Origin of the sequence: Streptomyces sp. NBC_00236 (assembly GCF_036195045.1) — a bacterium.
Taxonomy (GTDB): domain Bacteria; phylum Actinomycetota; class Actinomycetes; order Streptomycetales; family Streptomycetaceae; genus Streptomyces.
Window position 1 is genome coordinate 1,872,179 of sequence record NZ_CP108100.1, and the last position, 15,120, is coordinate 1,887,298.

Here is a 15,120-nt window from a genome sequence, read left to right on the forward strand (position 1 = left end):
CCTCCCCGGTCCAAGATCCACCCATTCGGGTGAGAAAGGGTGTCAGCGCTTTCGAACACCTTCGGCCAGATCGGCCGCCAGTGAGCGGACGGCCGCGAGGCCCGCCGCCTCGTCCGGAGCGTCGAGCATCCGCTTGACGAAGGCGGAGCCGACGATGACGCCGTCGGCGAAGCCCGCGACCTCGGCGGCCTGGTCGGCGTTGGAGACGCCGAGGCCGACGCAGACCGGGATGTCGGTGGTGGCGCGGGTGCGCCGCACCAGGTCCTGGGCCTGTTCGCCGACCGAGACGCGGGTGCCGGTGACCCCCATCAGCGAGGCGGCGTACACGAAGCCGGAACCGGCCGCCGTGATGGTGGCGAGCCGCTCGTCCTTGCTGCTGGGCGCGACGACGAAGACGGTCGCCAGACCGTGCTTGTCGGCGTGCTCACGCCACAGGGCGGACTCCTGGACCGGCAGGTCGGGCAGGATGCACCCGGCGCCGCCCGCCTCGGCGAGTTCGGCGGTGAAGCGCTCGACGCCGTACCGGTCGATCGGGTTCCAGTACGTCATGACGAGGATCGGGATGCCGGTCGCCTCGTGCGCCTCGCGGACCGTACGCATCACGTCGGCGATCCGCACCCCGCCGCGCAGCGCGATGTCGTCGGCCGTCTGGATGACGGGGCCGTCGAGCACGGGGTCGCTGTGCGGCAGCCCCACCTCGACGACGTCGGCGCCGCCCGCGGCCACGGCCTTGACGGCCTCGATGGCGCCGTCCACGGTCGGGAAGCCGGCGGGCAGGTACGCGATCAGCGCGGCCCGGTTCTCGGCCTTCGCGGCGGCGAGCGTGGTGTTCAGCAGTTCGATGTTGCCGCTCACTTGACGTCCCCCTCGATCTCGGCGCCTTCGCTGTCCGCGTCGGCCTCGACGGCGGCGTCGGTCTCGTACAGCCCGAAGTAGCGCGCTGCCGTGTCCATGTCCTTGTCGCCCCGGCCGGACAGGTTGACCAGGATCAGGCCGTCCTTGCCGAGCTCCTTGCCGACCTCCAGGGCTCCGGCCAGCGCGTGCGCGCTCTCGATGGCCGGGATGATCCCCTCGGTACGGGAGAGCAGGCGCAGCGCCTGCATGGCCGCGTCGTCGGTGACCGCGCGGTACTCGCCCCGGCCGACATCCTTCAGGTAGGCGTGCTCCGGGCCGATGCCCGGGTAGTCCAGGCCGGCCGAGATGGAGTACGGCTCGGTGATCTGGCCCTCGTCGTCCTGGAGGACGTAGCTGCGCGAACCGTGCAGGATGCCGGGCTCGCCCTCGGTCAGGGTCGCCGCGTGCTCGCCGGTCTCCACGCCGTGCCCTGCGGGTTCGCAGCCGATGAGGCGGACCCCGGCGTCCGGGATGAGGGCGTGGAAGAGGCCGATGGCGTTGGAACCGCCGCCGACGCAGGCGATGGCGGCGTCCGGCAGCCGGCCGGCCCGTTCCAGGATCTGGCGCCGGGCCTCGACGCCGATCACGCGGTGGAAGTCGCGGACCATGGCGGGGAAGGGGTGCGGGCCGGCGACCGTGCCGAAGAGGTAGTGGGTGCGGTCGACGTTGGCGACCCAGTCGCGGAACGCCTCGTTGATGGCGTCCTTGAGCGTGCGGGAGCCGGACTTCACCGCGATGACCTCGGCGCCGAGCATCCGCATGCGCGCCACGTTCAGCGCCTGCCGCTCGGTGTCGATCTCGCCCATGTAGATGGTGCATTCGAGGCCGAAGAGCGCGCAGGCGGTCGCGGTGGCGACGCCGTGCTGGCCGGCTCCGGTCTCCGCGATGACGCGGGTCTTGCCCATGCGCCTGGTGAGCAGCGCCTGGCCCAGCACGTTGTTGATCTTGTGCGAGCCGGTGTGGTTCAGGTCCTCGCGCTTGAGGAAGACCCGTGCGCCGCCGGCGTGCTCGGCGAAGCGCTTGACCTCGGTCAGGGCGCTGGGCCGGCCGGTGTAGTTCACCATGAGCTCGTTGAGCTCGGCGGCGAAGGCCGGGTCGGCCTTGGCCTTGTCGTACTCGACGGCGACCTCGTCCACGGCGGCGACGAGCGCCTCCGGGATGAACTTTCCGCCGTACGCACCGAAGTACCCCTCGGCGCTGGGGATCAGACCCTCCGGGTCCGGAATGAAGAAGTCGGACGACATCTCGACGTTGCTCCTCGGCATGGCAGTGGGTGGGTTCACCGTATTGCGCCGTGAGCGGAGCCCCGCCGCGGCCGTGGAAGGCCGGGCGGTGGGGTCGTGCGGATCCGCCGGACGGGGCGGGGTGCGACGGCCGGGGCTCGCTCTACTGCGCGGACCCCGTGCGCCATCGCATGCCGTTGACCTGTCCCGGCTCGTCGCCGATCACGTACCGCACCCGCCGTCCGTGCACCCGGCGCGCGGGGGCGCGGCAGCCGCGCGGGCGGCAGCCGCGCGCCAGCGGGGCGTGCGGATCGCGTCCCAGCGGCTGACGTGCCCCGGCGGGGCGGAGGCCCGCCCGGGGACGGAGCGCGGAACGGTCGGGGGTCACGGGCCAGGGCCTTTCGTTCGGATCGGGCCGGATCAGGGAGCGGGGTCCGGTACGTGCGGCTGCGGGGCGGAGGAGGGAGTCACTGCGGAGCACGGGCGACCGACGACAACGCGGCAGAGGGGCGTGCCGGACCCCGCGAGCCCTGCACGGTCCGAACGCAAGGCCCCGGGTCAGCTCCGTCCGTGCCGGAGCGCCGGGTGGGCGCCCGCGGCAACCAGGTCGGCGACGGCCGACCGCGGGTCGCGGCCGGTGACCAGGGACTCGCCGACCAGCACACCGTCCGCGCCCGCGTTGGCGTAGGCGATGAGGTCGTGCGGGCCGCGGACGCCGGACTCGGCGATCTTGACGATGTGGTCGGGGATCTCGGGGGCGACGCGCTCGAAGGTGGAGCGGTCGACCTTGAGGTCCTTCAGGTTGCGCGCGTTGACGCCGATGATCTTCGCGCCGGCCTCCACCGCGCGCTCCGCCTCCTCCTCGTCGTGCGCCTCGACCAACGGCGTCAGGCCGATGGACTCGGCGCGCTCGATCAGGGAGACGAGGGCCTCCTGGTCGAGGGCGGCGACGATCAGCAGGGCGAGGTCGGCGCCGTAGGCCCGCGCCTCCCACAGCTGGTACGAGGTGACGATGAAGTCCTTGCGCAGGATCGGGATGTCGACCTTGGCGCGGACGGCCTCCAGGTCGGCCAGCGATCCGCCGAAGCGCCGCTCCTCGGTGAGGACGGAGATGACGGACGCGCCACCCGCCTCGTAGTCCGCGGCGAGCGCGGCCGGGTCGGCGATGGCGGCAAGGGCGCCCTTGGAGGGGCTGGAGCGCTTGACCTCGCAGATGACGGTCACGCCCTCGCCGCGCAGGGCGGCGACTCCGTCCTTGGCCTGGGGAGCGCGCGCCGCGCGTTCCTTGAGCTCGTCGAGGCTGACGCGCGCCTGCCGCTCCGCGAGGTCGGCGCGAACGCCGTCGATGATCTCGTCGAGCACACTCACGCGAGAGGCCCCCTTCCGGGACGTTGACAGGGGAACAGGATGGGACATCCCGATGGTATCCGCAGGAGACCGATGGGCCCGCATCCGCCTGGCGGATGTCCCACTACCTGGGCATTCACGGTGCCAGCGCCGATCCGAACGGCAGGTTCCTGACCACCGTGAAGATGAGCAGTACGGCTCCGATCGCCCACCAGTGGGCGGGTTTCGGTTCGATCCGCAGCGGCCGTCCGGCGGCCGCGCGGACCATCCAGAGCGCCCAGAGCACGGCGAAGGCCGCGTAGCCGATGACGGCGACGGCGTTGGAGCCGAGTGCCGCGGCGATGTCACCGTGGGCGAAGGCGTGGGCGCTGCGCAGCCCGCCGCAGCCCGGGCAGAAGATGCCGGTGAGCCGGAGCAGCGGGCACACCGGGTAGTGCCCGGGTTCGTTGGGGTCCACGGTGCCGACGTAGGCGAAGGCGGCGACGACGCCCGCCATGACGGCGGCGGGCTTGGCGATCCGCCGCAACCGCGACGCGGGAACAGGTCCGGGTCCGGGTCCGGGTGGGAAGGCCGGCATCGGTCCGTGGCCCGGTGTCGGGGGCCGGCCGGTCACCGGCTGCGGGCCCGGGGTCTGCGGGGCGGCGGCCTGCGGGGGCGGGGGCGGGGCGGGGGAAGGCGATGCGTCCACTCGGTGATTGTCGCCGTTCATACGGAAAGGCGCAGCCCGGACCGGGCTGCGCCTCGCGTGTGTGGGTCCTCGGAACGGATTCAGGAGGTCTGTGCCTGCCCGGCGCGGGCCCTGGCCGCCGCCAGCTCCGCCGACTCCTTCGGCATGCCGAGGCCCGCGGCCTTCATCGCGAGTCCGACGATCCCGCCGACGAAGACGACGACGATTCCGGCCCAGAAGCCCAGCGGGTTGGCCGCGACCATGAAGACGCCCGCGATGCAGAAGCCGATGAAGGCGATGATGACACCGGTCCAGGCGGCCGGGGTGTGTCCGTGGCTGCTGCCCGCCATGAGTTGCTCCTCGTTGGTGTTGCGCTGTTGGTATCGCTCGGGGTCGCCGCGACTGTGCCGCCGTGCTACGAGCTCAGGGTCATTGTCCCGTACGGGCGGGTGCGACGTGAGCTGGGGGTCATGCCTCGCGCGTCGGGTCCTCGCCGCGGTCCAGCGCCTTCCACAGGTCCTCGGGCCGGTCGGGGTCCGGGGCGGTGGGGCGGGCCTTGCGGGGGCGGGGGGTGCCGTCGCGCTCGTACCGTCCGGACATCGTGGGCCAGCGGCTGCCGAAGCGCAGGGCGAGCAGCCCGGCGATGAGGATCAGCAGGCCGCCGGCCGCGGTGACGTAGGGCCAGGCGGTGTGGCTGAGTGCGTGGATGGTGGCGGAGGCGTCGCCGGTGGTCTGCGCGGCCTTCTCGTCGAGCGCGGCGCTGTCGGACGCGCCGAGGAAGGCGCTCAGCGCGGCGCCGAACCCGCTGAGGGCCAGCAGCCCCGCGACGGCCAGCCGGCCGGCGCCGCGGACGGCGAAGACGGCGACGAGGGCGGCCAGGCCGACTATGGCGAGGGCCGCGGGGAGGCCGGTGACGTCCTGCCCCTCGGCGTTCAGGGCCAGGTTGCCGCCGCCGACCGCGGCCTCGCCCCCGGCCCAGGTCTGCCCGGAGGCGAGCAGCACGACAGTGGCTCCGGCCGCCCCGAGGAGCAGGGCGGCTGCCAGGCTTCGGCGGCTTCCCGCGCTGTCGGGCGCGGTGGCGGCTTCGGCACGGGGCTGGGGTACGGGGACAGCGCTCACGTACTCCACTATCCCTTACGGCCCCGCAGTGGCCGACCGCCCCCCGTGTGCCGGTCGTCTCAGAGCATCCGCCAACCGGGGGGCGGCGTCGCGGCCCCCCGGTTGCCGGATGCTCTCAGTTTCCGCCGAGCCGGTTGGCGGTGTGCACGGCGCGCAGCACCGCGGCGGCCTTGTTGCGGCACTCGGTGTCCTCGGCGACCGGGTCGGAGTCGGCGACGACACCGGCGCCGGCCTGGACGTACGCGGTGCCGTCCCGCAGCAGGGCGGTGCGGATCGCGATGGCGGTGTCGGAGTCCCCGGCGAAGTCGAGGTAGCCGACGCAGCCGCCGTACAGCCCGCGGCGGGTGGGTTCGAGCTCCTCGATGATCTGCATGGCGCGCGGCTTGGGGGCGCCGGAGAGGGTGCCCGCCGGGAAGCACGCGGTCAGGACGTCGAAGGCGGTGCGGCCCTCGGCGACCTTGCCGGTGACCGTGGACACGATGTGCATCACGTGGGAGTACCGCTCGATCGACATGAAGTCGACGACCTCGACGCTGCCGGGCTCGCAGACCCGGCCCAGGTCGTTGCGGCCGAGGTCGACGAGCATCAGGTGCTCGGCGCGTTCCTTCGGGTCGGCGAGGAGTTCGTCGGCGAGCGCCTGGTCCTCCTGCGGGGTGGCGCCGCGATGCCGGGTGCCGGCGATCGGGTGGACCATCGCGCGGCCGTCCTCGACCTTGACGAGGGCCTCGGGACTGGATCCGGCGACGTCGAAGCCGTCGAAGCGGAAGAGGTACATGTACGGCGAGGGGTTGGTGGCGCGCAGCACCCGGTAGACGTCCAACGCGCTGGCCGTGCACGGGGTTTCGAAGCGTTGGGAGGGGACGACCTGGAAGGCCTCGCCTGCCCTGATGCGCTCCTTCACGTCCTCGACGGCGTCCTGGTAGGCGGGGCCGCCCCACAGGGCGGTGTACGGGGGGAGCTCGGAGGGCGGGAGGGCCGCCGGGGCGTTCTCGACGGGGCGGCTCAGGTCCCGCTCCATGGCGTCGAGCCGGGCGACGGCGTCGGTGTACGCCTCGTCGACGCCGGAGTCCAGGTCGTTGTGGTTGATCGCGTTGGCGATCAGCAGGACGCTGCCGTCCCAGTGGTCGAGGACGGCGAGGTCGGAGGTGAGCAGCATCGTCAGCTCGGGGAGCTTGAGGTCGTCGCCGCCGCTCTCGCCGATCTTCTCCAGCCGGCGCACGATGTCGTAGCCGAGGTAGCCGACCATGCCGCCGGTGAAGGGCGGCAGCCCGGATTCCTGGTCGTGCGGGGTGTGGAGCGTCTCGATGGTCGCGCGCAGGGCCTGGAGCGGGTCGCCGTCGACGGGGACACCGACGGGCGGGGTGCCGAGCCAGTGGGCCTCGCCGTCGCGGGTGGTGAGCGTGGCGGCGCTGCGTACACCGATGAAGGAGTAGCGCGACCAGGTGCGGCCGTTCTCCGCGGATTCGAGGAGGAAGGTGCCGGTGCGTTCGCCCGCGAGCTTGCGGTAGAGACCGACCGGGGTGTCGCCGTCCGCGAGGAGCCGGCGGGTGACGGGGATGACGCGCCGGTCGACGGCCAGCTTGCGGAAGGTGTCGAGGTCCATGGCGGCAGACCCTACTGGCCGAGGGGCAGGACGTCGGCGTCGAAACAGGTGCGGTCGCCCGTGTGGCAGGCGGCACCCGTCTGGTCGACCTTGACGAGGACCGTGTCGGCGTCGCAGTCGAGGGCGACGGACTTGACCAGCTGGATGTGGCCGGACGTGTCGCCCTTGACCCAGTACTCCTGGCGGCTGCGCGACCAGTAGGTGCAGCGGCCGGTGGTGAGCGTGCGGTGCAGTGCCTCGTCGTCCATCCAGCCGAGCATCAGCACCTCGCCGGTGTCGTACTGCTGGGCGATGGCCGGGACCAGTCCGTCGGCGCCGCGCTTGAGACGGGCGGCGATGGCGGGGTCGAGGTCGCTGGCGGGCCGGGGCGTGCCGGGCGTGGGCGTGCTGGTCATGTGCCCATTGTGCCGTGGGTGCGGAGCGCGTCCGGGCGTGCGTCCACTGGGCGGACGGTGGACGGCGGTCGTACGCTGGCGGGCATGTCGACCCATGCGAAGCGCGAACGACTTCTGCTTGCCGACCTGTTGGAGGCCGTGGGCCCGGAGGCCCCGACTCTCTGCCACGGCTGGACCGCCCGCGATCTGGCGGCCCATGTGGTGGTGCGTGAGCGGCGGCCGGACGCGGCGGCGGGGACCGTGATCGGACCGCTGAAGAACCGGAGTGAGCGGGTCACCGCCGAGTTCGCGGCGAAGCCGTACGAGGAACTGATCCAGCTCATCCGTACGGGTCCGCCGAGGATGTCCCCGTTCGGGCTGAAGCAGCTGGACGAGGCGGCGAACACCGTCGAGTTCTACGTGCACACGGAGGATGTCCGCCGGGCGCAGCCGGACTGGTCGGCGCGGGAGCTGGACCCGGTCTTCGCCGATGTCCTGTGGTCGCGTACGGAGAAGGCGGCGCGGGTCCTGGGCCGGAAGGCCCCGGTGGGGCTGGTGCTGCGCCGCCCGGACGGCCAGACGGCGGTGGCGCACAAGGGGACCCCGGTGGTGACGGTGACGGGCGAGCCGGGCGAGCTGCTGCTGTTCGCGTTCGGGCGGCAGGACGCGGCGCGGGTGGAGCTGGAAGGTGAGCAGGACGCGATCGGCCGGCTGACGACAGCGAAGCTCGGGATGTAGGCGGCCGGGCGGGCCTGCCGTGGCCCGCTACCGCGTGGCCGGCGCCGCGCGGTGCGGCCGCGGCCCGGGCGGTGCCGGACGCTCCCTCCGCCCGGCACGGGAGCCGAGGTGTCCCAGGAGGAATCCGGCCGGGATCGTGACCAGGCCCGGTGTCTGGAGCGGGAACCAGTGGAAGTCGCGGGTCGGGAACAGCGCGATGTGGGTGCCGGAGAACGCGGGCGAGAAGACCATCAGGAACACGATGAGCGGCAGCGTGCCGTAGACCGTCCAGCGCACCCCGCGCGCGTTGAAGCCCGGCCGGAACAGGGCGTACAGCAGGACCGGCGGCAGTACGGACGCGGCGGCCGCGAACGAGAGCGAGAGCAGCACCTGCGGATTGCGGTCGTGGGTGTACGTCGACACGTAGACGGCGAGCGCGCCCGTCAGGACGACGGCCAGGCGGGCGCGGAGGATCTCGCGCCCGGCGGACCGGTCGGAGCGGACGGCCGTACGGGACCGGGCCTTCGCCGCGAAGTCCCGGGCGACGGATGAGGCGGCGGCCAGCGTGATGCCGGCGACCGCGGCCAGGGTCGTGGCGAACACCGCGCAGGCCACGAACGCGAACAGCGGGCTCTCGCGCGGCCCGTCGGCGCCCGGGTCGAGTGCGCCGGTCACCAGCAGCAGCGCGGTGCCGCCCGCCGGGTCCGCGGCCTGGATGATCTTGTGGCCGAGCAGGGCGGACGCCCCGAGGCCGACCACGACGACGCCCGCGCACAGGAAGGCCACGGGGGCCGCCGCCCAGACGGTGGCGCGGCGCACGGTCCAGCGGTCGCGCATGGGGTGCAGCCGCATCATGATGTGCGGCATGCACGCGGCCCCGAGGACCAGGGTCAGCTGGAAGCCGAGGAGATCCAGGGTGCCGGCGAAGGTGTGGCCGAACTGCAGTCCGGGGCGTGCGTAGGACCCGCCGGCTCCGCTGCCCTGCTGTGCGGCGTCGAAGAGGGCGAAGGGGTTCCAGCCGTAGCGGGCGAGCACCAGCCCGGCGAGCAGGGTCACCGCGGCCAGCACCACCGCGACCTTGACGATCTGGATGTAGCCGGTGCCGCGCATGCCGCCGACCGCCGAGTAGCAGACCATCAGGGCGCCGCTGGCGACGGTGCAGCTGGTGAGCGCGCCGTCGGGCAGCCCGAACATGGAGGCCATGACCCGGCCCGCGGTGGCGAGTTGCACCAGCAGCAGCGGGGCCAGCACGACCAGGGTCGTGATTCCGAGGGCGCGGCGTACGGTCGGGTCGCCGAGCCGGTCCGCCAGGAAGTCGCCGAGGGTGAACACGCCCTTGCGGCGCATCGGTTCGGCCAGGATCCGCATGACCAGGACCAGGGAGGCGACCGTGGCGGCGGCGAAGAGAATGCCGTCGAATCCCGCGAGGGCGACCGAACCCGTCGTGGAGAGCAGCGTGGCGGCCGAGATGTAGTCGCCGGCGATGGCCAGCCCGCTCCCGGCCGGACCGAGGGCGGAGCCGCCGCCCGCGTAGAAGTGCTCCGGGTCGTCCTGGTCCGCCGCGGCCAGCCCGCACAGCAGCAGCGACACGGCGACGAATCCGAGGAAGACGACCACGGCCAGCGACCGGGCGTCGAAGCCGCCGCTCACCGTCGCGGTCCCGGGGCCGGGGGCGGGGTCGGGGCCGCTGGGACGGCGGGTGCGCAGGCGCGCGCGCGGGCGCGGGGCGTGCGGGGTGTCGGGGGCGCTGAGGACATGCCGGTTACGGCATCAGGCGACCGGGTCCGCGTACAGCGGCCGGGGCGGGGGCGCTGCGCGGGTACAGCCGGTGCGGGCGAGGTCTGTGCGCGAGCACATCGCACCCGGCCCGCCCGGCCACCGGCCCGGCCCGGCGGGCACGAGCGGGTCGTCCGACACCCCGCCGGGCACGAGCCGGTCGTCCGACACCCCGCCGGGCACGAGCCGGTCGTCCGACACCCCGCCGGGCGCCTCGTCCGCCGCCCTGCCGCGCGTGAACACCTCGTCCGGCAGCCCGCCGGACGACGGCACGGACGGCTCCTGCTTCCGGCGCCCGCCAGTCCGGCAGTCCGGCAGTCCGGCAGTCCGGCAGTCCGCCAGTCCGTCAGTCCGGGCGCCCGGCAGTCCGGTGGGCGCGGGCGCGATGTGCTCGTCGGAGCGTCAGCCCGCCAGCAGGCGGCGGGCCGTCAGGGCCAGGGAGACCTCGACCGCGTCGGACGGGCGGGTCAGACAGCGGCCGGTCAGCTGCTCGAAGCGGCGCAGCCGGTTCAGGACCGTGTTGCGGTGGCAGTAGAGCCGGGCCCCCGCCCGCTGCGCGGAACCGTCCGAGTCGAACCACGCCGTGAGCGTCTCGATGATCACGTCGCGGTCGGCCGGGTCCAGCCGGTCCAACGGTCCCAGCACCCGTGCGGCCAGCGCGGAGCCGAGTCCCGGGGACGAGACGACCAGGGCGGCGGGCAGTTGCTCGTCGAGCAGGACGACTCCGCCTCCGGCCGGGCAGGCCCGCAGGGCGGTCTCGGCGAGCCGCCGGGCGTCCCCGACGGCCGCCAGCCCCTCCACGACGGAGCTGATGCCGACCCTGCTGCCGGGCGGGGCGGACAACCCGGCGGCCAGCGCGGCGAGTTCCGCGTCCCCGTCGACCGCGCCGGCAGGTCCGCCGGGCTGCGGGCCACCGCCCTGATCGGCCGCTGATCCGGTGCCCGCACCGGTGAGCGGAGCGACGGGCTCCGCCGCCCCCTCGCCCCGGGACAGCGTCAGGATCGCGAACTCGGCGTCCGGGCCCGGGTGCCAGAGCGCGTCCGTCCCGGCGGGCAGCGTCATCGGCGGCTGTGCGGTGCCGTGCGGGGCGCGGCGGGCGGTGGAGACCGCGAGCACCGCGTACCTGCCGTGCTCCGGCAGCCCCAGCATCGCGGCGGCGTCCGGCAGTTCGGCGATCTGCGCGGTGCCGTCGAGCAGGGCCGCCGTCATCAGGCGCTGGCGGTTCTCCCGCCGCCACGCCAGCTTGCGCTCGGTCTGCCGGTAGGCGTCCGCGACGACACCGCAGTGCTCGTCCACGAAGTTCCAGACGTCCGCCGCGACGTGCACCAGCAGCCGGATGTCCTCGGGGTGGCGGCGCGCGGTGTCGTCCACCAGGTCCTGCCAGACCATCGCGCCGCCCATCCGGAAGGCGTGCAGGACCGCGTCGAGCGGCAGGCCCTGCTCGGCCCGTACCTCGCCGATCCGCCGGGAGGTCCGGTGGGCGGCCTCCCGGAACTCCCGGGGCTGGATCAGCGATCCGACGTTGTGCCGAAGCGAGTGGTGCACCTCCTGCCAGATCTCCGCCGCGTCGGCCTCGATGGCCGAGCGGTAGGCGGGCTCCTGCTCGTGCAGCGCCTCGACGAGCCGGTCCGTGAGCTCCGGCAGCGCCTCCATCAGCACCCGGGCAGCCCGGTGCAGTACGGCGACGGCCTCGCGATCGGCCAGCGAACGGAAGCGGCGCGGCATCGGAGCGACGGGGGGCGGCCCGTGCAGCGCCCTGACCCGTGAACGTACGACCTGCGGCATGGCGGCCTCCACCGGGATTCGGCCGGCTCCAGAAAACGACCGGCTCCGGTTCACTCAGCCCGGCGTTGGGCATGAGCACACCGAATCATCCTGACGCCCGCAGAATGGCATACCGCCCAGTCGGTACCTAGAGGTTTGCGGCGTACTTCTCATCACGGTCCTGCAACCTCCCGGACTCGGAGCCGAAACCGGAACTCCTCACCCGCGTCGTTTCAGCGGTCCAGCAGCCTGGCCAGTTCGGTCCTGGACCGCACGCCGAGCGCGGCGAAGACATTGCGCAGATGGTGGTCGACGGTCCGCGTGCTCACCGAGAGCCGCAGCGCCACCTCACGGTTGGTGGCCCCCTCGGCGACGCATCGGGCGATGCGCTGCTGCTGCGGGGTGAGCGCGGCCAGCGGATCCGTGCCGCCCGCGGCGGCCGGGCCCTCCACGGCCTCCCCAGCGGCCCGCAGCTCACCGCTCGCCCTGTCGGTCCAGGCCCGCGCACCGCACCGCTCGAAGGCGACCAGGGCGTCCCGCAGCGGGCCCCTCGCCTCCCGGGTACGGCGGCGCCGGCGCAGCCACGCCCCGTGGAGCAGCTGCGTGCGGGCGCGTTCGAAGTCGCCGCCGGCGCGATCGTGGTGGGCGAGCGCCTCCTCGTACCGTCCGGCGACATCGGCCGGTGCCGCCAGCAGGGCGCGGCAGCGGGCGAGTTGGGCGGGGGCCTGGGGGTCGGTGGTGCGGGTGACCCACACGGCGAACTCCGCCACCGCGTCGGCGACCGGGTCCGCTCCCCTGCCCCGTTCCGCCCGCCCGGCCAGGACGGACGCCTCGACGTAGCACGGCACGGCGAGCATCCGGGTGGCGAAGTGGCCGCGCCGGGGGCCGGGCCGCACGAGCGGGTCGAGCCGGGCCGCGGCCTCTCCGGAGCGGCCCGCCGCCAGGTCGGCACGGGCGAGCGCCCAGGTGGCGAGGGTGGCGGCCTGTACGAGTCCGTTGGGGCCTGCCCCTGCCAGGGCCGCGTCGGCGTGGGCGGCGCAGGCTTCCGTGCCGCCCTCCACCGAAGCGGCAAGTGCCAGCACGGCGTGCAGGTGGGAGGCGATGTTGGGCTGTCCGGTACGCCGGGCCGCGTGCAGGCCCTCCAGCGCGTGGGCGCGGGCGGGGGCATGGCGGCCGGCCCGGAGTTCGGCGTACGCCAGGTGCTCCAGGGCCTGCGGCAGCAGGGCCTCGGGACCGGCCGACCGTACGGCGGCCAGCGCCCGGGTGCCGAACCGGCAGGCGGCGTCGACGTCGCCCAGCACCAGGGCCGAGACCCCACCGCGCAGCAGCTGGGCCGGGTCGTCCGCCCGGCCCGCCGAAGCCAGGCAGCGGCGCAGCAGCGCCTGCCCTTCGGCGATACGCCCGCACAGCACCGCGCTCATACCGTCGCAGTACTGGGCGAGGGCCGGCTCCGCCACGGAGACCGGCATCCGGGTCATGGCGTCGAGGTACGCGAGCGCGTCCCCCATCGCCCAGGCGGCCTCGGCGGCTCCGAGCTGGGCGTCGAGCGCGCGGCGCGGGTCGTGCGGCGCGAGCAGCGCCGCGGTGGTGAGGAGGGCCTCGTGGGCGTCGGCGGCCGGTCCGTCGCGCAGGGCGAGCAGCCCGCGCACCAGGTGCGCGCCGTCGTGCGCGGGGCGGGCGCCGACCCGGGCCAACAGCGCGCGGGCCCGGCCGGCGTCCCCAGCGAGACGGGTGTGCTCGGCGGCGGCGGCGAACCGGGCGGCCCGCACCTCCTCGTCGCTGGAGAGCACCGCGGCACGGGCGAGCGCGGCGGCCCGCTCGGCATGCGGCCGCGGCGCCACGGCCGCCGCCTCCAGGGCGTCGGCCAGCCCGTCGTCGGGCCCCTCGGCGGCGCAGGCACGCTGGACGAGCGCGGGCAGCCCCGCCGGCCCGGCCGCCGGGTATCCCGCCCCGGGCCGGAACACGCCGTGCTGAGGGGGAAGCACCCGGTCGGACCGGCTGACACCGCCGGCGCCCGGCACGGGGACGGGCGCCGGATCGGAGAACGGCGCAGGCACGGGGGCGAGGCCGGGGGCAGGGGCGGAAACGGAACCGGTCGCGCGGGTGTCTCCGGGACGGAAACCGGCAGCGGCCACCCGGCCGCCGCCGGGACGGAGACCCGCACCGGCCACCGGCCCATCCCCCGGACGCACACCCGAACCAACCGCCCACCCCTCCCCCGGACGCACACCCGCACCAACCACCGGCCCCTCCCCCGGACGGAAGGCGGAACTTGCCGCCCTGCCGTCACCGGGCCGGGCACCGGAACCGGAAGCCGTCACATACGAGACACCGGCCCCGGGCAGGGACGTCCGACCGCTGAGGCCCAGTCCCCCGCCCCCTGCCCCCGCGGCCCAGCGCGGTGGCCGGCGGACCCGTCCGCGGGCGCCGGCCGGGGCAGCCGTCAGCAGCGCGGCGAGCAGTCCGTGCACCGCGCGGCGGTGCTGCGGGGAGGCTCGGTGCAGGACCGCCCGGCGCAGCAGCGGGTGGCTGAAGTGGAGTCGGTCGCCCGCTCGTTGGAGAGCGCCGGCGGTCCCGGCCGGGGTGAGCAGGGCCTGGTCGAGCACGGCGGGGCCGAGGCCCGTCGAGGCGGCGGCACGGAGCAGGAGCGCGACATCGGCACCGGCGCCCTCCGGCTCGTGCTCCTGCGCCGCGGCAGCGAGCAGCAGCAGCGTGCGGGTGTCCGGGGGCAGCCCGTCGAGGCGGGCGGCGTGGGCCTCCAGGACGTCCTCGGCGCCGGGCAGCGGATAGGGCGGCGGGGTGCGGCCCGCCAGCTGACCGGGGGTGAGCCGGGCGGCCAGTCCGGCGAGCAGCCGGGGGTTCCCGGCCGCCTCCCGGATGAGCTCGCCGCGGACCACCGGGTCCACCTGGTCCGCGACGCCGGCGGCATCGGTGATGCGGTCCAGGAGGGCCGCCGCCGCATCGTCGTCGAGGGGACCGAGCCGGAGCGCGGGCAGTCCCGCGAAACTCGTCTCGTCACCCGCCCCGATCACCACCGCGACCCGGCTGCCCGCGCCGAGCCTGCGGGCGGCGAAGACCAGGGCGGCACGCGAGTCGGGGTCCCAGGCGTGTGCGTCGTCCACGCATACCAACAGGGGGCGCTCCGACCCGAGTTCACGGAGCAGGACGAGGAGTTCCGTGGGGGTGATGCCGTCGCGCAGCACCCGGTCCGGCTGGAGGGGAAGCGGGCCCGGAGCGGAGCAGAGCAGGGCGTGCAGCCCGCTGTACGGCAGCCGTTGCTCGGCGGGGGCCGCGGTGGCGCACAGCACGGGGCCGGTACGTCGTTCGCGGTGCGCGGCCACGGCCTTCTCCAGGAGCGCGGTACGGCCGACGCCGGGCAGCGCGGTCAGCACCAGCGCGCCGCCGTCGCCGTTGCGCAGCCGCACCAACAGGGTGTCCAGAATGGCGAGTTCACCGCTGCGGCCGTACAGCCGGAGCGGACTGTGCACGGTCGTCGATGGAGTCACACCTGCACGTTACTTCCGCGTAAACAGCGCCGGAAGACGCGCGTCCGGCCCCGCCCCGCCCCCGCCCCGTTGCGGGGCAGCCTCCCAAGGCGGGCCGCACTTGGCTGTGCAGGCGCACAGCGCGGGCCGG

General features: G+C 74.7%; 14 protein-coding genes. 1 reads left to right on the plus strand and 13 read right to left on the minus strand.

Going from position 1 to position 15,120, the window contains the following annotated elements; translation table 11 throughout:
* Window positions 1–42: 42 nt before the first annotated feature.
* The 9 genes from trpA to hisI form a co-directional block, all read right to left on the minus strand.
* Window positions 43–855 (minus strand): tryptophan synthase subunit alpha, encoded by an 813-nt coding sequence (gene trpA / locus OG446_RS08265; protein ID WP_219569350.1) that lies wholly within the window; start codon window positions 853–855, stop codon window positions 43–45.
* On the minus strand, window positions 852–2,138 hold the full coding sequence (gene trpB, locus OG446_RS08270) for a tryptophan synthase subunit beta (RefSeq protein WP_328893402.1): 1,287 nt from the start codon (window positions 2,136–2,138) through the stop codon (window positions 852–854). The genes trpA and trpB overlap by 4 nt, the downstream gene beginning before the upstream one ends.
* Window positions 2,139–2,280: 142 nt before the next feature.
* Window positions 2,281–2,439 (minus strand): tryptophan biosynthesis modulator TrpM, encoded by a 159-nt coding sequence (gene trpM / locus OG446_RS08275; RefSeq protein WP_236063301.1) that lies wholly within the window; start codon window positions 2,437–2,439, stop codon window positions 2,281–2,283.
* A 236-nt stretch (window positions 2,440–2,675) separates the two neighbouring features.
* Window positions 2,676–3,485 (minus strand): indole-3-glycerol phosphate synthase TrpC, encoded by an 810-nt coding sequence (gene trpC, locus OG446_RS08280; protein ID WP_326663321.1) that lies wholly within the window; start codon window positions 3,483–3,485, stop codon window positions 2,676–2,678.
* A gap of 115 nt (window positions 3,486–3,600) precedes the next feature.
* Complete coding sequence (locus OG446_RS08285) at window positions 3,601–4,152, minus strand: DUF2752 domain-containing protein (RefSeq protein WP_328893403.1); 552 nt, start codon at window positions 4,150–4,152, stop codon at window positions 3,601–3,603.
* An 80-nt stretch (window positions 4,153–4,232) separates the two neighbouring features.
* On the minus strand, window positions 4,233–4,481 hold the full coding sequence (locus OG446_RS08290) for an HGxxPAAW family protein (protein WP_148022565.1): 249 nt from the start codon (window positions 4,479–4,481) through the stop codon (window positions 4,233–4,235).
* A gap of 118 nt (window positions 4,482–4,599) precedes the next feature.
* Window positions 4,600–5,259: a TIGR02234 family membrane protein gene (locus OG446_RS08295; RefSeq protein WP_328893404.1), complete on the minus strand. Its 660-nt coding sequence runs from the start codon at window positions 5,257–5,259 to the stop codon at window positions 4,600–4,602.
* Between the two features lie 106 nt (window positions 5,260–5,365).
* Window positions 5,366–6,853 (minus strand): anthranilate synthase component I, encoded by a 1,488-nt coding sequence (locus tag OG446_RS08300; protein WP_328893405.1) that lies wholly within the window; start codon window positions 6,851–6,853, stop codon window positions 5,366–5,368.
* Window positions 6,854–6,864: 11 nt separating this feature from the next.
* Window positions 6,865–7,248: a phosphoribosyl-AMP cyclohydrolase gene (gene hisI / locus OG446_RS08305; protein WP_326735673.1), complete on the minus strand. Its 384-nt coding sequence runs from the start codon at window positions 7,246–7,248 to the stop codon at window positions 6,865–6,867.
* 84 nt (window positions 7,249–7,332) lie between these two features.
* Here hisI and OG446_RS08310 point away from each other — a divergent pair, with 84 nt between their 5' ends.
* Window positions 7,333–7,965, plus strand: coding sequence for a TIGR03085 family metal-binding protein (locus tag OG446_RS08310; protein WP_328893406.1), 633 nt, complete (start codon window positions 7,333–7,335; stop codon window positions 7,963–7,965).
* A gap of 27 nt (window positions 7,966–7,992) precedes the next feature.
* Here the strand turns inward: OG446_RS08310 and OG446_RS08315 are convergent, their stop codons facing one another.
* The 4 genes from OG446_RS08315 to OG446_RS08330 all read right to left on the minus strand — a co-directional run bounded on the left by OG446_RS08315 (window position 7,993) and on the right by OG446_RS08330 (window position 14,990).
* Window positions 7,993–9,594, minus strand: a complete 1,602-nt coding sequence (locus OG446_RS08315; RefSeq protein WP_328893407.1) for a sodium/solute symporter — start codon at window positions 9,592–9,594, stop codon at window positions 7,993–7,995.
* Between the two features lie 120 nt (window positions 9,595–9,714).
* Complete coding sequence (locus OG446_RS08320) at window positions 9,715–9,993, minus strand: hypothetical protein (protein ID WP_328893408.1); 279 nt, start codon at window positions 9,991–9,993, stop codon at window positions 9,715–9,717.
* A gap of 129 nt (window positions 9,994–10,122) precedes the next feature.
* Window positions 10,123–11,505, minus strand: coding sequence for a PucR family transcriptional regulator (locus tag OG446_RS08325; protein ID WP_328893409.1), 1,383 nt, complete (start codon window positions 11,503–11,505; stop codon window positions 10,123–10,125).
* Between the two features lie 212 nt (window positions 11,506–11,717).
* Entirely contained in the window at window positions 11,718–14,990 is a 3,273-nt protein-coding gene (locus OG446_RS08330) for a helix-turn-helix transcriptional regulator (protein ID WP_328893410.1), read from the minus strand.
* Window positions 14,991–15,120: the final 130 nt, after the last annotated feature.

Bases quoted from the DNA above. Each gene is read 5' to 3' on its own strand.
- hisI (WP_326735673.1), bottom strand. From the start codon at position 7,248: ATGACCAGCACGCCCACGCCCGGCACGCCCCGGCCCGCCAGCGACCTC.
- OG446_RS08310 (WP_328893406.1), top strand. From the start codon at position 7,333: ATGTCGACCCATGCGAAGCGCGAACGACTTCTGCTTGCCGACCTGTTG.
- trpB (WP_328893402.1), bottom strand. From the start codon at position 2,138: ATGTCGTCCGACTTCTTCATTCCGGACCCGGAGGGTCTGATCCCCAGC.
- OG446_RS08290 (WP_148022565.1), bottom strand. From the start codon at position 4,481: ATGGCGGGCAGCAGCCACGGACACACCCCGGCCGCCTGGACCGGTGTC.
- OG446_RS08325 (WP_328893409.1), bottom strand. From the start codon at position 11,505: ATGCCGCAGGTCGTACGTTCACGGGTCAGGGCGCTGCACGGGCCGCCC.
- OG446_RS08300 (WP_328893405.1), bottom strand. From the start codon at position 6,853: ATGGACCTCGACACCTTCCGCAAGCTGGCCGTCGACCGGCGCGTCATC.